Below are 18,698 nucleotides of genomic sequence, written 5' to 3'. Positions count from 1 at the left end.
TACCTCCTCTTTTCACACTTTTTCATCCTATATGATAACATGTTCATTTATTTTCAGGAAATGTTTCGCTTTTTTACATTTAAATGCTATAATATTTAGAGTATTTACAAACTTCTTGTAATAACAAAAGGGGGAACAATCATGATTCAAACTAAGGATATTATCGAACTTACAGACACATACGGAGCAAATAACTATCACCCACTTCCAATCGTTATTTCTAAAGCAGAAGGTGTTTGGGTAGAAGATCCTGAAGGAAACCGCTATATGGACTTATTAAGTGCATATTCTGCAGTAAACCAAGGTCATCGTCACCCGAAAATTATTAACGCTTTAATTGACCAAGCTAATCGTGTTACGTTAACTTCTCGTGCTTTCCATAGCGATCAATTAGGTCCTTGGTACGAAAAAGTTGCGAAACTAACTAATAAAGAAATGGTACTTCCAATGAATACAGGTGCTGAAGCTGTTGAAACTGCAATTAAAACAGTTCGTCGCTGGGCTTACGATGTGAAGAAAGTAGAAGCAAACCGCGCTGAAATCATCGTTTGTGAAGATAACTTCCACGGACGTACAATGGGTTCTGTTTCTATGTCTTCAAACGAAGAGTACAAGCGTGGATTCGGTCCAATGCTTCCTGGCATCGTTGTAATTCCTTACGGTGATTTAGAAGCATTAAAAGCCGCAATTACACCAAACACAGCAGCATTCATTTTAGAGCCAATTCAAGGTGAAGCAGGAATTAACATCCCACCAGCTGGTTACTTAAAAGAAGCTTTTGAAGTATGTAAAAAAGAAAACGTTTTATTTGTAGCAGATGAAATCCAAACTGGCTTAGGCCGTACTGGTAAAGTATTTGCTTGTGACTGGGACAATGTAACTCCTGACATGTACATACTTGGTAAAGCACTTGGCGGCGGCGTATTCCCAATCTCTTGCGTAGCAGCAAACCGCGACATTTTAGGCGTATTCGAGCCAGGTTCTCACGGTTCTACATTCGGTGGTAACCCACTTGCATGTGCTGTTTCTATCGCAGCTCTTGAAGTGTTAGAAGAAGAAAAATTAACAGAGCGTTCTCTTCAATTAGGTGAAAAATTAGTTGGGCAATTAAAAGAGATTGATAACCCAATGATCACTGAAGTTCGCGGTAAAGGTTTATTCATCGGTATCGAATTAAACGAACCAGCTCGTCCTTACTGTGAACAACTAAAAGCAGCTGGTCTACTATGTAAAGAAACACATGAAAACGTAATTCGTATCGCACCACCTCTAGTAATCTCTGAAGAAGATTTAGAGTGGGCATTCCAAAAAATTAAAGCTGTATTATCGTAATGATAGAGAGGTTGTCCGACATGTTGGGACAACCTCTTTCTTTTTATATTCATTTACATTAAGATAATTTTGCAATTTTCTGTATTTTAAAATCGTAAAGGAGGTGCGATATGCTATTAAGATATGGTAAACATATTAACTATTTAGCTACATCTTTTATTTTAGTTACATTCTTTGGCTTCCTACTTTCCACAACATGGCTTACTCACTACTCAACTCCTACTACATTCACACTACTGAAAGCATCATTTTGGACTGCTGTTATTCTTACTATCATTGGTTTTGGACGAGAAAAAAGCGCACTTACGGTTATACTATTTGGCATTTGTACACTTGCATTCATTGGTCTTTACACTTTTTCCGTTATTGATTACCTCTATAACCCAAGGCCATAAAAAAGAGCTATCTTTTAACAAGATAGCTCTTTTCTTCACTTCACTACATTTCGCAAAGTACCAATTCCTTCTACTGTAATAACCACTTCATCACCAGCATGTAAAAACTTCGGTGGTGTGAAACCTTTTCCGACACCAGCCGGGGTTCCTGTTGCGATAATATCGCCTGGTTCTAAAGTCATTCCTTTACTTATCGTTGAAATAATTTCTTCTATTGAAAAAATCATTTTATTTGTGTTGGAAGTTTGCCTTACTTCTCCATTTACTACCGTTTCAATGTGTAATGCATTCGGCGCATTAACCACCGATTTATGAATTAAATACGGTCCCATCGGACAAAATGTATCGAAGCTTTTCCCAAGGAAAAACTGTTTATGTTTTCTTTGAATGTCTCGAGCTGTTACATCATTTATAATCGTATAACCAAAAACATGCTCAAGCGCTTTTTCTTTTTTTATTTGCTTCCCTCGCTTACCAATAATGATAGCTAATTCTCCTTCGTAATCTAGTTCGTCCGTTGCATGAGGGTGACCATTAATTTGCTCATTTATGCCAATAACTGTTGTTGGTGCTTTCGTAAAAATCATTATATTTTCTGGAATAGACTCTATTCCGCCCATTTCTATGGCATGCTCACGATAGTTTTTTCCAACGCACAAAATATTCTTTCTTGGCCTTGGAATCGGTGCTAATATTTTCACCTCTGTTAACGGATAATACGCCGCTTCCCCGTTCTCTTTTGCCCAATTTACAATTTCACATACTTTCTCAAAGCATTCAGTTCCTCTTTCAATACACTCTAACATTGTAATAGGGATTGTAACCTTTTCCCCTTTTTGTCTTTGCGCTTCTCTTAAGTGTAATACCTTTTTTTCTTCTTCATCCACAATACCTACAAATACCTTTTCTTCTTTCTTCGCCGTTACAAAACGCAATATTTCCACTCTCCATCCTAAAACTCATGCCCTTTAATTGTATTCGCATCCGTAAGAAAAAAACCTTCTCATACACGCTAATTTTTACAATATTCTTCTCATACCCTATTCGTTACGCCTTTATATTTGGCATAAAATGTAGAAATTTTACTTTTTTTAGCGAAGGTATTTCTTTTTTATGGAGTTTTTGTATAATATGTACTACATATATACTAAAAATTTCATTTAGAGATGGAGCCGATTTCAATGTTTGAGCAAGCGATTGAAAAAAAACGTGAAAAAATGATTTATTTTGCTGAACGCTATGGAATGACTTCTCAAAAAACAGTGGATTGTAGCCAAGAACTGGACAGGCTCTTAAATGTAATTTGGCATGTACATACGGATTTTCACCCAAATCAAACACTCGACACACACACGCAATAGCGTGTGTGTGTCTTTTATTTCAAAAAAACACACATTTTATTGAAAACGCCCATACAATAGTAGAAAAGAAAATTTTAAAAACGAAGGGTGTTTTATATGCCAGCTATGGTCGGACATATTCGTATCGTCAATATTGGATCAAGTGGTATTTTTCATATTGGAGATGTATTTGCGATTAGGCCTATTAGTTACTCACGTGCTTTCGCCGGGGCCGGCTCTTTCAACGTTGGAGACAATGTTTCTGTCTACAATTATCAAAGTGCAACGACTGTCAACGATTCAGATGTAATCGATCAAGCGATAATTGGCTCAACTTAAAGGAGGCAATTGCATTGAATTTTTATGTAAACCAAAGTATCATCATCAACAGTATTAAAATTGATAGCATTACAACCTCTTCTGTGTTCCAAATTGGTACTGCCGGAAGTATTAAAGCCCTATCTAAATTTTCAAATACGGGCGGATTTACGGAGCCGCTTCGCCCATTACAGGCGAAAGGACAAATTATTTCTATCAAACCATCAACTAGTTCTTCTTAAGACATCCTTGTCATAAATATATAGCAGGAATATTTTTACCCTCCCTATTGAAAAGGAGGTTTCACAAATGAATCAAGATATATATACTTACTTACACCAACTTCAACAAGCTCTTCAAACACAACAAGCAGCCATCCTGAATTTAGAAGATCAAGTGCGCCAACTCCAAGAAGAGCTTAACGAATTAAAAAATCGCCCCTCCTCTTCTGTAGGAAAAGTGGAATACAAATTCGATCAATTAAAAGTCGAAAATTTAAATGGTACTTTAAATATTGGTTTAAACCCATTTTCAGCAAAAGGACAACAAATTGAAGATTTTCAAGTGGATACAGAAACATTGAAGGTAAACCCTGAAACTGAAACAAACCCAGACTTTTATCAAGGTATCCTCCAAGAAATGCATCGATACTTAGATGAAGAAGCATATAATCGTATTCTCCATTTTGAACAAGAAGAGCGAACACCGCTTGATGAAATGTATCGACAAATGATGGTGGATGACATAAAAAAACAGATGGAGCATCGACTCCCTTATTATTTATCACAAGCGCAATCATATGAAGGTATTTCAACAGATCCAGATTATTTACGAGATATCATTATTCAGGCAATGAAACAAGATATTGACAAAGCCTTTCTCTCCTTTATTCAGCACATACCGGGAAATTTCCGAAAGGAGTAAGTATGTATGAACCTTAACGTTGTAAACCGTGAGTTAAAAGTCGGACAGATTAAAATGAACGGTGTATCGTCGTCCGCACTCTTTTTAATTGGAGATGCAAATCTCCTCATTCTATCTTCTATTCTCGATACACCATTTGAAACAGTTACAGAGGGTCCATTTGTACCATTAGTAACAGATGTCCCTCCTACTCCAGGTTAAGGAGACTGAGAAATTATGTTGCATCATGTGTCTATTGTCCAAAATGTTTCTATTATTTCTTTAGGGATTGCTGCTGTATTTCAAGTTGGAGATGCAAACCAAATGGAATTAAAAAGTAGAGCTATTGCCGTCCACCGTGAAATTCCTTTTTATATACGGGGAGAAGGTCGCTTTGATGCTTTTGAAATCTTTACAGATGAACACATTACAATTCCAAAACGAACGACAGATGTAAAATTAAACATTGTAAATGAATGCCCTTTTATTGAAGTTAATAACGTTGAATTACGCACACTTTTAAATTCTGGTTGCTTTCAAATTGGAAATGTTGATTATGGTTTTAATAACTCTCGTATTATACAAATCCGCCAATATATTACGGATGAACCTTCCGCACAATAATTCATATAGTAATTAAAAAGCTTAGTAAAGTAGGTGGATGGTATGCCTTCGGTTGTAGGAAATCTCGTCGTGCAAAACAGTAACGGATCTTTCAACTTAGGAGATTTTTATAACGTATCTCCGAAAGAAAACACGAAAGCCTATAACGGATCTGGAGCTTCCAATGTTGGGTTTGTCGTGAATACGTTTAACGGTGTTAGTGCAACGAATACATTTGATTCTGATGTGGCAGATCAAGATCAGATTGGAACAGCGTAAAAAAAGTAGGAGATATTCTCCTACTTTTTTCTTTTATCTAATTCAAAATTATTAAAATAAAATTTTAATAAGCAAGAGCTTTACTGTCCACAAATAGTGGTATAAACAAGTAAGTAGTGAAGAGGCACTATTTCATTTTATTTAAATGATGACCCGCTCTCCTCCAAAGCCCTCCTAAGCTTCGGCAAAGACGCAGGTCCCATACCATGCAGTTTTAATATTTCTTTTTCACTATATTTTGAGAGTTTTTCTACAGTTTGAATTCCATGGTGTTCTAATGCCCTTCTTGCTGGCGCTGAAAGAAGAGAGAGAAAACCTTCTTTTGGTTTTCTCTCTTTCTCACAGACTGGGCAAGTTGGACAATCGCTACTTTTATAGTACTCGTGTCCCTGTTCACAAGTTCTTAACGTTTTTTCCGTTACCATTTTCAAGCCCCTCTATTCTTCAATATTTACAACGTGATTCCCATCAAAGAAGTATAAACATTTCTCTTTTACAGGATGTTGTAAGCTTTTCTCCAGTGCTTTTGCATATAACGAAAGCTGCACTTTATATCGATCTTCTAAAATTGGTTTCGCTTGTTCGAATCCGCCTGGAAATTTCCCTTCAATCGTATCTGTTTTGAAGTCGATTAACGTAATGCCATCTTCCTCTTCAATCATGCAGTCGATAACCCCTTGGACAAGAATCGATTCCCCGCTATTCCCTTGCCAATCTTGATATGCTTCTTCTGCTGCAAGCATCATCGTAAATGGAACTTCACGCTCAACACTTTTCGCCGCTAATACCCTTTTACCTAAGTCACTGTCAAAGAATGAAATTACTTTTTCAATCGCTATTTCTTCCGCCTGCTCGAATGTTAATAATTCCTTATTTACCATTCCAGCAATTTGCTCTTGAAGAACTTCAACCGTAATCGGCTTCTTCAAATCAACATGCTGCATAACGGCATGGACTGCTGTTCCGCGCTCTGCGTACGTTAACCCTTTTTTCTCCATAAAGCGCGGACGTGTTTTAATTGGTGCACGTAGTTTTTTAATAAAGGCGTTATCACTACCATCTTCTGATTGATAATTTCTCTTTATTTCTGTAACAGATTGCTTCGCACGGTGAGATGTTGCTTCCTCATATCCGTACTTCCACATTAATCTGTCATACACTTCATCTTTTCGTTCACTTTCTAACGGCACAGCCTTTTTCTCACGAAGCGCTTCTAACAATTCTTGTTTCTCTTCTTGAACTGGCTCTGGTGCAAGTAGCGTATTACCGTCCACAACTTCTACTTTCCAGCTAGTGTCATACCCGTAAATTTCATCTGGAATACTTCCTTGTCCTAATTCAAGAAGCATTTCACTATCACGGTGTCTATATAATGAAGGTGCAATCCAGTCTAAATAACAAGACGCCCCGGCACGTATGTGATCTGGTAATAACCATTCACTATGTTCCCTCGCATCAAGCCATTTTTCCATTTCCTTATTTGCATCCTTAACTGTTCCGATTAAAATTAACTTCTCTTTCGCGCGCGTCAACGCTACGTATAGTACGCGCATTTCTTCCGCGATTAATTCCATTTTCATTTTACGCTTAATCGCAAGCTGTGATAATGTTGTATATTTAATTCGTTTACGCGGATCGATAAATTGCGAACCGAAACCGAAATCTTTATGCAATAAGAAACGTTTCATTAAGTCTTGTGTATTAAAACGACGACCGAGTCCAGCTACAAATACAACCGGGAACTCTAACCCTTTACTTTTATGAATCGTCATAATGCGAACAACGTCTTCTTGTTCACCGAGGGCCCTCGCCGTACCCATGTCATCACCGCGTTCTAAAATACGTTCAATAAAACGTAAGAAGCGGAATAATCCTCTAAATGATGTTGCTTCGTATTGTCTTGCGCGGTCATATAGTACGCGTAAGTTTGCCTGCCTTTGCTTTCCAGCTGGTAAACCGCCAACGAAGTCGTAATAACCTGTCTCACCGTACACTTTCCAAATTAAATCAGAAAGTGATTGTTGGCGCGCGAATTCACGCCATCCTTGCAGTAAGTTATAAAACCACTCTAATTTATCATGAAGTTCTTGCTCCTCTTCAAGTGGTGCCCCTTTTAAGAATGAGCTCATTACTTCATAAAACGAGCCTTTCTTTCCATGAGCACGAAGCGTTGCAAGTTCTTCATCGCTCAATCCAACGATTGGAGAACGAAGTACAGCTGCAAGCGGAATATCTTGCATCGGATTATCAATAACGCGGAATACGTTCATCATAATATTTACTTCCGTCGCTTCAAAGTAACCAGTCGCAAGGTCAGCGTACACTGGAATTCCTTGTAATTTTAACTCTTCCATAATTTGCGGGGCCCACGGCATGGAGCGAAGTAAAATAACGAAGTCGCGGTATTGTACTGGGCGCATACTATCATTTTTACGGTCATACACTTCATAACCTGAATCAACCATCGCTTTAATGCGCTGCGCCATAAGACGAGCTTCAAGCTGTGCTTTTTCGACTTCTGCACCTTCTTCTCCGTCTATTACTTCTTCTTCCGTTTGCTGAATGCACAGTAGTTCTGCCGCTACATCTTCACCTTCTGGATAGGTAGCACCTAACTTTAATTCAGCGTCTGCATCGTAGTCGATTTCTCCGACTTCTTCACCCATAATTTGTTTGAAGATAAAGTTCGTACCTGCTAACACTTCATGACGACTACGGAAGTTTTTCGCTAAGTCGATCTTCATTCCACCGCCCAATCCTTCTTGTGTGAAGCGTTTATATTTTCCTAGGAATAGTCCTGGTTCGGCTAGTCGGAAACGATAAATCGACTGCTTTACGTCACCAACCATGAACAAGTTTCCTTCACTCTCAGAATCTTTCGTTACGAATTTAATAATAGATTCCTGTACAAAGTTCGTATCTTGATATTCATCGACTAATACTTCAGCAAATTTATTACGATATTGGAGCGCCACTGCTGACGGATTCATTTCACCATTTTCACTTTGTTCACTTAAAATTTGTAAACAGAAATGCTCTAAATCTGTGAAATCGACCATTCCTTTATCTCGCTTCATCGCTTGGAAACGCTCTGTAAATACTTTTACAAGTTGAACAAGCTTTTCTAATACTGGGTGCATATCTTGAAAATCTCGTAAGAAACTTTCAGGTTTTCGGCTAAATAACTCTTCTTGTAATTTCTTCACTTCATCTTTCGCTTTATTACGAAGAGAGTCTACTTGTTTTACAACATCTTCATTGTAATCACTTTTCTTAATACGCTTTAACGTTTGCCACGATACATTTTGCATCGCTTCATACAAACTTGTCCACGACTCATGAGCAGCTGATGATAGCGTTCCAAGTAAAGCTAGATCTGCTTGCAGGGTTTCAATGCGAGGCGCTGGACCGTCAGGAAGCATTGCGAGTTCAGTTGCCTTACGAATATGCTGTTCCGCTGTTTCAAGCTGGAATTTCACATCTTCTAATAAATAAGAAGCATATACTAAATCTTCAATTGTCTTTCCTTCTACGTCATATGCTTCTACTAATTTATCAAGCCATTTTTCCGGATTTGGATGCGCTCTTGACTCTGTATGAAGTGCTAAAATCATACGTTGTAAGTCATCATCACTACGGTCACTCGTATAACGATCAACAAGTTCAAAGAAGATTGTATTATCTTCGATTCCGTACTCTTCTTCTAATATGTCATCTAGCACTTCTTCTTTTAACAATTCATTTTCTGTTTGATTCGCAATACGGAAACGAGGATCAACATCAAGCATGTAGTAATATCCTCTAATTACTTGTAAACAGAATGAGTGAATTGTTGAAATGGAAGCTTTATTTAATAGGCTCAGCTGCTTTCTTACGTGTTGAGAGCCTGGTTCATCAATTAATACCTTTTCTAACGCTTCCCCGATTCGGTTTTTCATCTCTTGCGCCGCTGCATTCGTAAATGTTACAACGAGCAGGCGGTCGACATCGACTGGATTCTCTTCATTAATAATCTTTTTAATAATACGTTCAACTAATACTGCTGTTTTCCCTGACCCAGCTGCAGCCGCAACTAAAATATCACGTCCATTCGCTACAACAGCTTTCCACTGATCATCTGTCCATTGACTACCTTCTGGTTTTTTAGGCCAATTTTCTATCATTCTCCGCCAACCTCCTCTCTTATTTTCTCCATCGCTTCGCTATCTTTCATATCTTTTAACGATCGGAACTGATTATCTTCAAGTGACTCATCAAATTGACAAACAGATTTGAAGTTACAGAACGTACATGCTGCTTTATTTCCCATTTTATAAGGAGCAATATCGATAACACCTTCTGTAATATCTTTTCCGATATTTTCAAACGTATGGTGTACATATTTTTGCAGTACGTTAAACTCTTGCTCACTTGCAATACTTGAACGCGCACTAAAGCTACCGTCTTTTTTCAGGCCAGCAGAAATAATATCTGAACTTCCTGTTGAAAGTTTGTTATCCATTAAACGAACAACGTCAGCATCTCCTAATACGAGTCCTTTCATTTTAAATTTCTTTAAAATTTCTTTTTCAATTTCAGCTTCAGATGCGTCACCTTTCATCTCAACGATTGGGTTATGAATATGGAAATACAATACACCAGCTGGTGATGCTGCGTGACCTTTTTTCATCCACGTCTGCGCATTCGAAGTAACAACATCTAAATACGTTAACATTTGAAGTGCTAATCCGTAATACACTTCCGTTAAATCTAACGCTTTTGAACTTGATTTATAATCAATAATACGTAAGAACGTCCCGTTTTCATCTTCTGCCTTATCAACACGGTCAATACGGCCGACAACTTCCATCTTCACACCATTTGGTAATGAGAATTCCATCGGCGGAAGTGATCCTGTACCACCCATACCGAACGGCACTTCTAAATCAACTGGTACGAATCCGCTTGACTTCGCATGTTCACGAAGAATGATTGACGTACGGAAAATGATTTGTTGTAGTTTTTGTTTTAAATAGAAGTGACGGTTTGAACTTAATAAAATTTGTCGTTGTAATAACGGTGCGATTTCTTCTATTACTAAAACAGAAAGATGCTCACACTCTTTTATGGATAAATCCACCCAAGTACGGTTTTCACGCAATAGCTTGTCCGCAATTTTCTTTAATGCCGCATGGAATAATTCGCCGATGTCCGGCGCATCAAGCTTGAAAATATCACGCTCTCTAAGCGATAAACCGTGCTGCGCAAAATGAGCGTATGCACAACGGTTAAATAGTTCCATACGAGAGACGCTTCCTTTAATTATATCTCCGTATAAATCTCTACTTACTGCTGTACTTAGTTTCTTCGCACGATTTCGATAGAATAAACTTGATAAGACGCGGCTACTTTTTTGTTTCCATTCATCTGAAGTTACGTAGAAATTATATACGTCCCACCAAAAGTCTAAATTCCCTTCAAATCCGTATCGCTTCCACGTTTGTAGTTGCTGCATAACGTAAGATAACGTTACTTCTGGCGTTGCTACGTATGAAATTTGTTCTGAACGTGATAAATCGTTTACGTCATTGGTAATAAATGAATCTTTCACATTAGGGAACATTCTTTTTATTTTCTTAATAAAGCTAGACGCAAGTAACGTCTTTCCTTCTTCATCTGCAAGCGGGCATGAAATATATAACTTCTCAGATGCTCTCGTTACCATTTGATACATAACGAACTGTTCTTCTAACAAAGTTTGTCTCGTCGTTGGCGCTAATTCAATCCCCGCTGCACCAAGAACTTCTCTTTCTTCATCAGAAAGCATACCTTCGTCCATAGGTGCTGCTGGAATAACACCCTCATTTACACCTATAATAAACGTTGCTTTCACGTCAGATAACCTGGAGTGATCAATATTAGCAATTAACACTTGGTCTAATGACGGCGGAATGTTAGCAAATTGAAGTGCCTCAAGACCTGTCGACATAACGTCCGTAAACATAGAAAGAGACATTTTCTCTTCACCAAGCATCTCTACAAACGTATCAAGAAGGCTCATTACTTCTTCCCATACTTGTTCATGATCTGTCGCAAATAAGAAATCTCCACTTTCTTCTGCACGTATACGTAATTCTTCTAGTTTTTTCGGAACATCCAGCTCTTCTAGAAATAAGTAAACTGCTTCACACATTTGCATAACTGTTCCTGCACGCTTTAACCTTTTTTGCATGCGAATAACAGGTGTTCTTACAACGTCACGTAACCTATTTATTTTCTCTTCCATTTCACGTTCACTATCTGTGATCATCCCGTTCGTATCATCAAGAGAACGATAACGGCGATACATCCATGGATCCTCTGAAGTCCACCTCTTTCCTTGTACACCGTACGCTAAACAGTAATTTTCAAATTCATCCATTTCTTCACGCATCGTTTCTTTTCTTACGTCTAATGGATATAAAAGCTCTGTTTTCACGCAGCGGAACACCGCATCATAACGCCAATTCCCACTAATAATCTCGAGTGCAGAACGAATACATTCTACTAATGGGTGGTGTGACATCGGGCGCTTTTCATCGATGAAGTGTGGGATATTATAATCTGTAAATAACGTTCGCATCACATCGTAATAACTTTCCCCATTACGAAGAAGAACCGCAATATCTCGGTAACGATAGTTTTCCTCCGCCACAAGTTTACGAATTTCACGCGCAACACCTTCTACCTCTGCTCGTAAATTCGCAGCTGTACTAATCGTTACACTCGCTTCACCGTTAAATTTTTCATTCGGACGCGCTTCATAATGAGCTTCTAAATGCGCTAATGCCGGAGAATGAAAACGCGGCTGTTCCATAAGTGGAATTGTTTTTTCAATTTCTATTTTCTCTTCACGCGCTACTTGTTTGATTTTTTCATACGTTAACGTCGTTTCATAAAATAAATCGAGTTCATTTACTGGCTGTGCTAACGTTTTTTCATCTATCGTTAACGTGATCGTAACTCTCGCTCCGCAGATCATAAGCTGTCTTACAATCTCTAACTCTTGCGGGGAGAGTGAATGAAATCCATCTATATAAATTTCCGCACCATTTACATATTCAGACTGCGGAAGCTTTTCCACTAGCAATTGCAGGTAGTCTTCTGAATCTAAGTATTTTCCAATTAAAGCACGTTCAAAATCATCGTATAATAGCTGTAAATCATACACTTTATTCGCTAGCAACTTTTGTTCGGCACTGCTACTATGCGCATCCAATTGTTGCCACATTTCATATACGTTAGATGGCGTTACATTGTAACGTTTAAACTCTGCAATCATACTGCCAAGATGTTCAAAGAAACCGTTTTGCTCCGCTGCTTTTTGGAACACCGATAATCCATCTTTACGAGACTCTACAATTTTACGGAGTAACATATGTACACCCGCTTCATCAATATGAAGACGACTCGCTCCGCCAACTTCTTGTAGTACCTTCCACGCTAATCGTGAAAAACTAAAAACTTGTGCCCGAATAGAACCTCTTACATCCTCACTTCCAATTAACGCCTGCTGCGTCTGGAATGTCATCTGTTCTGGCACAAGATATAATATTGTTTTCCCTCTCGGGCGTTGTTTTAACTCTTCTTGCACTTCGCGTAAACAAAGTGTACTTTTTCCACTTCCCGCTCTACCAATCACAAATCGAAGTGACATGTAACCCCACCTTTCACTTACATAACGAACGTTAGTTTGCTACTATAATTGTATTATAGTACACGAAAAAAGACAAACTGAGTTGTTTGTCTTTTCTATACTTCTACTTCATTATATCAACCTTTTGAAAAATTCGTTTGCACCTCTTGAATTGGCCAATATCGCAAATCAACTTTACCGACAACTGTATCAGCTTTTACAAAGCCAAAGTGTCTACTATCCCAGCTCCCGAGCCGGTTATCACCTACTACAAAAATAAACCCGGGTGGCACCAGCTTTTCTTTCGTTAACTCTTCTAATGTAAAGTCGCCTGTTAGTTGCCTTCCATTTATCTCTTTCTTATACTTCTCTAAATACGGCTCATCAATAAATTGACCGTTTATATATAACTTATCCTGCTTATATTCAATATGATCTCCAGGTAAACCGATAACCCGCTTTACATAGTCCTCTTTTTTATTCGCATGAAATACCACAACGTCAAATCTGTTCAAGTCCCCAACTTGATAACTCACCTTATTTACAACTAGCATATTGCCATCTTGCAATGTCGGCATCATTGACTTCCCCTCTACAACATACGTTGAAAAGAAAAACGTTCGAAAAAATACAGCTAATAATACACCAATTAAAATTGTTCGTATCCACTCTATGCCTTCTTTTTTCAAAGTTTTCTTCATCTGCTTCTCCCCTTATCCTTTAATACTGAAGCTTTCCTTTACAAAGAAGACTATTCTTAATGTAGTTCTAACTTTACTTCGATTTTCTTACCGACATACCATAAAATAAAAATACCAATCGCTACAATAACTGATTTCACTGGATTATGAATAAATGACATTAAATCATGACCGATATACGTTAAAATAAAAATCATCACAAGTTTTCCGAATGCTAACGCTAGACCAAACTGTTTTACACTAATTCGGGATAAACCAGCGACAACATTTATTAGCGCTGACGGTGTAAACGGAAAACAAAATATAACAAAAATCGGTGCGAATCCTTTCCTTTCAATCCACCCCATTGCTTTTCGTACTCTCTCATGCTTATTTACAAACGAAAAGAAACGACTGCGACCAAAATGGCGGATGATGAAAAAGACAAGTAATGCACCCATTACTGATCCAAGCCATGAATAAAGAAAACCGAGCCAAAAGCCAAATGCAACAGCATTCGCCAGTACAAATACAATAAGCGGTAATGCTGGAATCAACGCCTCTATCATCGGTAAACCAATACCAAGAAGTGGTCCGAACGCTTTATAACTCTCAACAATATGATCCATATTTTCTGGTGAAAAATACTCTTTGATTGTCTGAAAATCCATTCTACACTTTACCCCTTTACTCTAAATACTATCCCTACTGTATCATTGCTTATATGAAAGAGGAAATGGTAGATACGACATACGGAGATGTATTTATTAAAGTTTCCATATCTTTCATAAGAATTCCTTCATTATTTAGCTATGATAATCTATCAATATTCGACAGGACGTGTCGTTCATTTTGTTATTTAGATTGTTTTTCGGTTTTTATCGGTAAATGAAATTATACTGGTGATTTTCTAAATATATCAATTACAACTCGTTTTTTCTAATATATCGCCTTATCTACAAAGACTGACTGACAAACAAAAAAAGAATGGGGATTCCCCCATCCTTTCACACTTCGCCTTCCTTCACAAAATACACCTTCTCATAAGCGGGTCTTAATGTTGATTCCTCTTTTTTATCGACCTCTTTAAAACAAGGATTCCCTTGTTTTTTCCTACGATCTTCATATTCAGTACGTAATTTCGCTGTACGATTTTGTTGATTTTCAAAACTAGTTTTTGATATTTCTAATTTCACAGCAAAGCCATTTATAAATCTAATAATAAGATTTCCATCTTCTAATTCTTTATTACTTTCAATATAAAAATGAGACAACCAAGCGCACTCTTTTCTAGAGTAAGAATAGGTAGGGAAAAAATAAAGTTGATCTGCTGGACTAATCGCAATCGGTGCTTTATGTGTAATATGAGTTAACTCTTTCGTTCCTTCTTTTCTGCCGAAAAACCTCTCATAACACATAAAAAATATACCGTTGGATTATAAAACAAAAAAGTACAGCGTGTATATAAAGTGCGTCAACACTCTATATACCGTCCGCCTACTCACGATAGGCAAACACTTGCTGTACTCTTACGAACTATTTTACAGTACGTAAGGGCTCCTTAGCAACAGTTTGCTTACACTTGGCATTCTGTTGCTTTTTTGTTTCCACAAAGGAGACATATATATGGAAAGAAAAAGAATTGAAGTTGTAGCAAGTAAAGAGTCATTTCATAATTTATCACCATTTATAGAAGTAGAAGAACTAAACAAAACTGTACGTAAATACAGAGAAAATATCCATATGTCTATTAAGCGTACGGATGTACAATCTAAACTCATTACACTACTTGAAATTTTAAAACGCCACAGCTGCAAATATGTAGGTGTTAGTTTCCTATGCAAAAATAGAATAGCTAAAAAGATGGAAGTATCCTATAAAACTGTACAACGTTTAATGAAAAAGCTTGTGGATCTAGAGATGATTAAACAAGTAGCAATGAAACGTAAAAAGGATATGCTTCAAACATCTAACGCTATTATTATTCAACCAATTGTGGAAGAAGTGTCCAACAAGGTATATACAAAAAGCCCTACAAAGTGTCCTACCATTAAAACAAAACCTGTTTCCTTAAAACAAAATATAAAAGATATAAACAAACGTAATAGTAATGAGAATAGCAATACTCTAGAAGAGAATATTGACCAAGCTGATTTTGTAGCTCACTGGGTACCAGAACGTTTTGTTTCTTTAGTTGGTTCCTTTTACAGTGAATCTAAAACAATTCAAGAACTGTGGAAAGTCGTAAGACAGTGTAATAAAATCGTTAACCATACAACAGGTGATAAAGCATTTACTAAAGACCAGGAACTTACTATTGGCTTACAAGCTATCAAAGAGTTTGTTATGAAAATTAAAGCGAGAACAAAAATGAACAAGGGTAAATTCGCTTATTTCAACGGAATTGTAAACAACTTAATGGACAAGTTCTACTTTGATAAAGAATTTATGGCCATATAAAAAACACCTAGCTAAATTAACTAGGCGTTTCGATTTTCAAAATATCCATGAATTGAATTTTATGTATTGCATTCGGTCCATCACTCACTAGAATTCTACCCATTTGTTGTTCAAGTTTAACGATTTTCCCTTGGATAATATCTGGTTCTTTATATTTTCGATACACAGTAAACACTAATTCTGTTTCGTCTTGTACTGCTAATTGAATTAATTCAGCAGCTTCTTGTTGTTCGAATTCATCCATGCATGGTCTAGGTTCCTTTTTTGAAGCACCTTTCTTTTTTGGTGGTTTCGGAATTGCTGTTGACATAAAGTATCACCTCATTAAGCGTATTGATATTTTGTTCTTACTTTATCAACAGATAGTATATTAGCTAATTTCAACGTTCTAACTTGTTGTTTTTTCATGCAATACACCAATATACGATCTTCATATATCTTTCTAACAATCACAGTTCTTTGAGAGAAATCTCCTGAACCGTTTAAATAAATTAATTCAATTGGTAGTTTTTGATTGAACGAGCATTTAAGTAAATGATTCATAAGATGACCTCCAAAAGAACATGCGTTTGTATAAATTATAGAACTAATGTTCTTTTTCGTCAATAAATTACAAACGAACATTTACAGCTATTACATGCAATTGATATGATTTAAATATAATTTCAAGGAGGTTTTTTATGAAACGTACTACTGAATTTGTAACAGGATTAATTGGAGGGATATTTGGAGTAATATGTTCTTTTATTGTAATGCTTTGGGCTGGAGGCCAACCTGTCAATGAAGATAACGGTCTTTTTGTTACATCTATTATTGTTTTAGTCTTACAACTTACTGCTTTGACACTTAGTTGTTTAGTAAATAAACTAAACAATAAAGTTTACGGTATTATTTCGATAGCAATTGGCTTAATAACATTATTTCTATCAGCTTTAATATTCTTCATACCAGCTATATTACAATTTGTATCTGGAGGATTAGCATTCAAATCTCAAAAAGAAACTATATAATATAGATTGTACTTTTTCTAAAAATAAAAATCCCCTTTTGCATATGAGTGCAAAAGGGGATTTTTTAGGTTAATTTTACGGATACTTACCATAAATATAAAAATAAGAAACGGTGTACATTTATGGTAACATCTGCAAATATAACAGTCAAGATATACGTGCCTGCCCATAGAACAACCGCCTTTTATTGTTTAATAAAAAAACTATTCTTTTGTATAGTAATATGTTTTATTTTTCAAACTTCACATATTCACCTGAAACCCACTGGTCTCCACCGACATTATACCAACCATCTCTATATCCCCACGACTGATACTGTTCTCCTTGGTATACATTTTTTACAATGCCATAATTAGTTCCTGGACCTTTACGAACACGCAATACATCTGCTGTAATAGTCACTACACCAATGCCATCATTTGAAGGTTTCGAAGGTGCTGTTGCATTTCCTCCTCCTGTATAAAAAATGTATGATGGATCATTATATACCCACTGATCGCCACCTAAATTTAGCCACCCATTTGACTCACCCCATACTTGGTAGCATTCTCCTTTACCTAACTTACGAATAACTGCATATCCAGTTCCAGGTCCTTTTCGTAAATTCACGTTATCGCCATTAATATAAGCAACTTTTGCACCATCGTTTGAAGGTGAAATAGGAGTTGGGATTACTGGACTACCTCCACCGTTATATGCATTTTGGACTCTCTCGATAAAGCTATCCCAACGTCCTTCTGCCAACATACGATGAGGACAGTATTTCCCACTCCATGATTGATGTGTACGGACTTTATTAATTGGAATATTGTACTGTTTCATTAGTTGAGCTACAACGATAGCAGCATTGTCTTCCGCTTTATAATATCTATCTCCACCGCTTAAAGAGTAGCAAATTTCAACTCCGATAGATTTACGGTTACCATTCCCGTTACCGTCGCCAGTATGCCAGGCGTTACGCTCTAAAGGGATTCCTTGTACTGCTTCTTTATCATCTACTGCAATATGAAATGAAACCTGATTATCATTACGAATCATATAAGCTACTTCGTTTTCTGCTGTAGCATCGTTGTAAGTATTGTGGACTGTAATGAATTCCGGATTCATCGTATAAGGGCATTTTGTACCATATTTACTTGGGTCAACTAAATTTTTTCTAATTTCCATTATTGAACATCTCCTTTTTCTCTTCTTGTTTTTGTTTACCACCTAAAATTTCGACTGCATTTGTTAAAGCTGAAGGCAAAGGTATTCCCATACGCCCTGCATTTTCTAAAAGTGAAAGCAACTCATTTCCGATAAAGAAAAAGATTGTTGCTTCACGAAGAGCACTATTTGAGCCCACAATTGCATCAGCTTGAGTAGCGGCTGCAACTAAAAGAAAAAGCACCACCTTTTTGGCGATGCCTTTGAAACCAATTTTACTTTTCAATTCCCCATTAAATCCTGCTGCAATTACTCCCGTTATATAGTCGATTGCTGCCATGATTACTAGAACTTTCAATGTTGTATCCCATCCTCCTAAAAAGTAACCACAGAAGCCACCGAAAGTGGCAATAAAAGCTTTTAACAATACATCAATACGATCCATCTTTTCATCTCCTTTTTTAGCAATAAAACATACTAAGATTAGTAGTGCAGACCAAGGCATTGGTTCGCACTACTATTTTTTATATAGTAGAAGTGAAGAGAGAGCCGTTGGTCTTTTAGGGTCTTGAACTCGT

21 protein-coding genes and 1 pseudogene are annotated in these 18,698 nt (G+C 37.0%); 11 read left to right on the top strand and 11 right to left on the bottom strand.

The window, feature by feature from the left end; genetic code table 11:
* Window positions 1-141: 141 nt before the first annotated feature.
* Together rocD and ACS2CR_RS12765 are read left to right on the top strand one after the other, a co-directional pair.
* Window positions 142-1,332 carry an ornithine aminotransferase gene (gene rocD, locus ACS2CR_RS12770; RefSeq protein ID WP_000616658.1) on the top strand — a complete coding sequence of 397 codons (1,191 nt, stop codon included), beginning with the start codon at window positions 142-144 and terminating at the stop codon, window positions 1,330-1,332.
* Between the two features lie 110 nt (window positions 1,333-1,442).
* On the top strand, window positions 1,443-1,727 hold the full coding sequence (locus tag ACS2CR_RS12765) for a hypothetical protein (protein WP_000926864.1): 285 nt from the start codon (window positions 1,443-1,445) through the stop codon (window positions 1,725-1,727).
* 35 nt (window positions 1,728-1,762) lie between these two features.
* Here the strand turns inward: ACS2CR_RS12765 and ACS2CR_RS12760 are convergent, their stop codons facing one another.
* Entirely contained in the window at window positions 1,763-2,662 is a 900-nt protein-coding gene (locus tag ACS2CR_RS12760) for a fumarylacetoacetate hydrolase family protein (RefSeq protein WP_001213086.1), read from the bottom strand.
* A 246-nt stretch (window positions 2,663-2,908) separates the two neighbouring features.
* Between ACS2CR_RS12760 and ACS2CR_RS12755 the strand changes: the two genes are divergently transcribed.
* The 7 genes from ACS2CR_RS12755 to gerPF all read left to right on the top strand — a co-directional run bounded on the left by ACS2CR_RS12755 (window position 2,909) and on the right by gerPF (window position 5,170).
* Entirely contained in the window at window positions 2,909-3,088 is a 180-nt protein-coding gene (locus tag ACS2CR_RS12755; protein WP_000462845.1) for an aspartyl-phosphate phosphatase Spo0E family protein, read from the top strand.
* A 96-nt stretch (window positions 3,089-3,184) separates the two neighbouring features.
* A complete protein-coding gene (gerPA, locus tag ACS2CR_RS12750; protein ID WP_001111187.1) occupies window positions 3,185-3,406 on the top strand; it encodes a spore germination protein GerPA in 222 nt (73 codons plus the stop codon).
* 14 nt (window positions 3,407-3,420) lie between these two features.
* On the top strand, window positions 3,421-3,627 hold the full coding sequence (gene gerPB, locus ACS2CR_RS12745; RefSeq protein ID WP_001012508.1) for a spore germination protein GerPB: 207 nt from the start codon (window positions 3,421-3,423) through the stop codon (window positions 3,625-3,627).
* A 67-nt stretch (window positions 3,628-3,694) separates the two neighbouring features.
* The gene (gene gerPC / locus ACS2CR_RS12740) at window positions 3,695-4,309 is read left to right on the top strand and encodes a spore germination protein GerPC (RefSeq protein ID WP_001070760.1); all 615 of its coding nucleotides are present in this window, start codon (window positions 3,695-3,697) and stop codon (window positions 4,307-4,309) included.
* 6 nt (window positions 4,310-4,315) lie between these two features.
* Window positions 4,316-4,510, top strand: coding sequence for a spore germination protein GerPD (gene gerPD / locus ACS2CR_RS12735; protein ID WP_001052807.1), 195 nt, complete (start codon window positions 4,316-4,318; stop codon window positions 4,508-4,510).
* 15 nt (window positions 4,511-4,525) lie between these two features.
* Window positions 4,526-4,912 (top strand): spore germination protein GerPE, encoded by a 387-nt coding sequence (locus ACS2CR_RS12730; RefSeq protein ID WP_000902319.1) that lies wholly within the window; start codon window positions 4,526-4,528, stop codon window positions 4,910-4,912.
* Window positions 4,913-4,954: 42 nt separating this feature from the next.
* Window positions 4,955-5,170 carry a spore germination protein GerPF gene (gerPF, locus tag ACS2CR_RS12725; protein WP_001141566.1) on the top strand — a complete coding sequence of 72 codons (216 nt, stop codon included), beginning with the start codon at window positions 4,955-4,957 and terminating at the stop codon, window positions 5,168-5,170.
* Window positions 5,171-5,307: 137 nt separating this feature from the next.
* On the opposite strand, the gene ACS2CR_RS12720 is transcribed toward gerPF, so the two are convergent.
* The 6 genes and pseudogenes from ACS2CR_RS12720 to ACS2CR_RS12695 all read right to left on the bottom strand — a co-directional run.
* Complete coding sequence (locus tag ACS2CR_RS12720; RefSeq protein ID WP_053513614.1) at window positions 5,308-5,595, bottom strand: RNA polymerase alpha subunit C-terminal domain-containing protein; 288 nt, start codon at window positions 5,593-5,595, stop codon at window positions 5,308-5,310.
* Window positions 5,596-5,607: 12 nt separating this feature from the next.
* Window positions 5,608-9,333, bottom strand: a complete 3,726-nt coding sequence (gene addA, locus ACS2CR_RS12715) for a helicase-exonuclease AddAB subunit AddA (RefSeq protein WP_053513612.1) — start codon at window positions 9,331-9,333, stop codon at window positions 5,608-5,610.
* A complete protein-coding gene (gene addB / locus ACS2CR_RS12710; protein WP_053513610.1) occupies window positions 9,330-12,845 on the bottom strand; it encodes a helicase-exonuclease AddAB subunit AddB in 3,516 nt (1,171 codons plus the stop codon). Before addB ends, addA begins: the two co-directional genes overlap by 4 nt.
* 116 nt (window positions 12,846-12,961) lie before the next feature.
* Window positions 12,962-13,525, bottom strand: coding sequence for a signal peptidase I (gene lepB / locus ACS2CR_RS12705; RefSeq protein WP_000751910.1), 564 nt, complete (start codon window positions 13,523-13,525; stop codon window positions 12,962-12,964).
* Between the two features lie 56 nt (window positions 13,526-13,581).
* Window positions 13,582-14,175, bottom strand: coding sequence for a TVP38/TMEM64 family protein (locus ACS2CR_RS12700; RefSeq protein WP_000347517.1), 594 nt, complete (start codon window positions 14,173-14,175; stop codon window positions 13,582-13,584).
* A gap of 336 nt (window positions 14,176-14,511) precedes the next feature.
* Window positions 14,512-14,907: pseudogene (locus ACS2CR_RS12695) on the bottom strand (competence protein ComK); the annotation flags it as partial.
* Between the two features lie 223 nt (window positions 14,908-15,130).
* Between ACS2CR_RS12695 and ACS2CR_RS12690 the strand changes: the two are divergent.
* Window positions 15,131-15,964 (top strand): cytosolic protein, encoded by an 834-nt coding sequence (locus ACS2CR_RS12690; protein WP_042597373.1) that lies wholly within the window; start codon window positions 15,131-15,133, stop codon window positions 15,962-15,964.
* 16 nt (window positions 15,965-15,980) lie between these two features.
* On the opposite strand, the gene ACS2CR_RS12685 is transcribed toward ACS2CR_RS12690, so the two are convergent.
* Window positions 15,981-16,274, bottom strand: coding sequence for a YolD-like family protein (locus tag ACS2CR_RS12685; protein ID WP_042597371.1), 294 nt, complete (start codon window positions 16,272-16,274; stop codon window positions 15,981-15,983).
* 14 nt (window positions 16,275-16,288) lie between these two features.
* A complete protein-coding gene (locus ACS2CR_RS12680) occupies window positions 16,289-16,507 on the bottom strand; it encodes a hypothetical protein (RefSeq protein ID WP_042597369.1) in 219 nt (72 codons plus the stop codon).
* 137 nt (window positions 16,508-16,644) lie between these two features.
* Between ACS2CR_RS12680 and ACS2CR_RS12675 the strand changes: the two genes are divergently transcribed.
* Window positions 16,645-16,974, top strand: coding sequence for a hypothetical protein (locus ACS2CR_RS12675; protein ID WP_042597368.1), 330 nt, complete (start codon window positions 16,645-16,647; stop codon window positions 16,972-16,974).
* A 228-nt stretch (window positions 16,975-17,202) separates the two neighbouring features.
* Here the strand turns inward: ACS2CR_RS12675 and ACS2CR_RS12670 are convergent, their stop codons facing one another.
* Window positions 17,203-18,141 (bottom strand): N-acetylmuramoyl-L-alanine amidase, encoded by a 939-nt coding sequence (locus ACS2CR_RS12670; RefSeq protein ID WP_042597366.1) that lies wholly within the window; start codon window positions 18,139-18,141, stop codon window positions 17,203-17,205.
* Window positions 18,131-18,565: a phage holin family protein gene (locus ACS2CR_RS12665; protein ID WP_060852345.1), complete on the bottom strand. Its 435-nt coding sequence runs from the start codon at window positions 18,563-18,565 to the stop codon at window positions 18,131-18,133. The genes ACS2CR_RS12670 and ACS2CR_RS12665 overlap by 11 nt, the downstream gene beginning before the upstream one ends.
* Window positions 18,566-18,698: the final 133 nt, after the last annotated feature.

This window comes from Bacillus cereus group sp. BceL291 (assembly GCF_051776705.1).
Classification (GTDB): Bacteria; Bacillota; Bacilli; order Bacillales; family Bacillaceae_G; genus Bacillus_A; species Bacillus_A cereus.
This window is presented reverse-complemented; position numbering and strand designations above follow the sequence as displayed.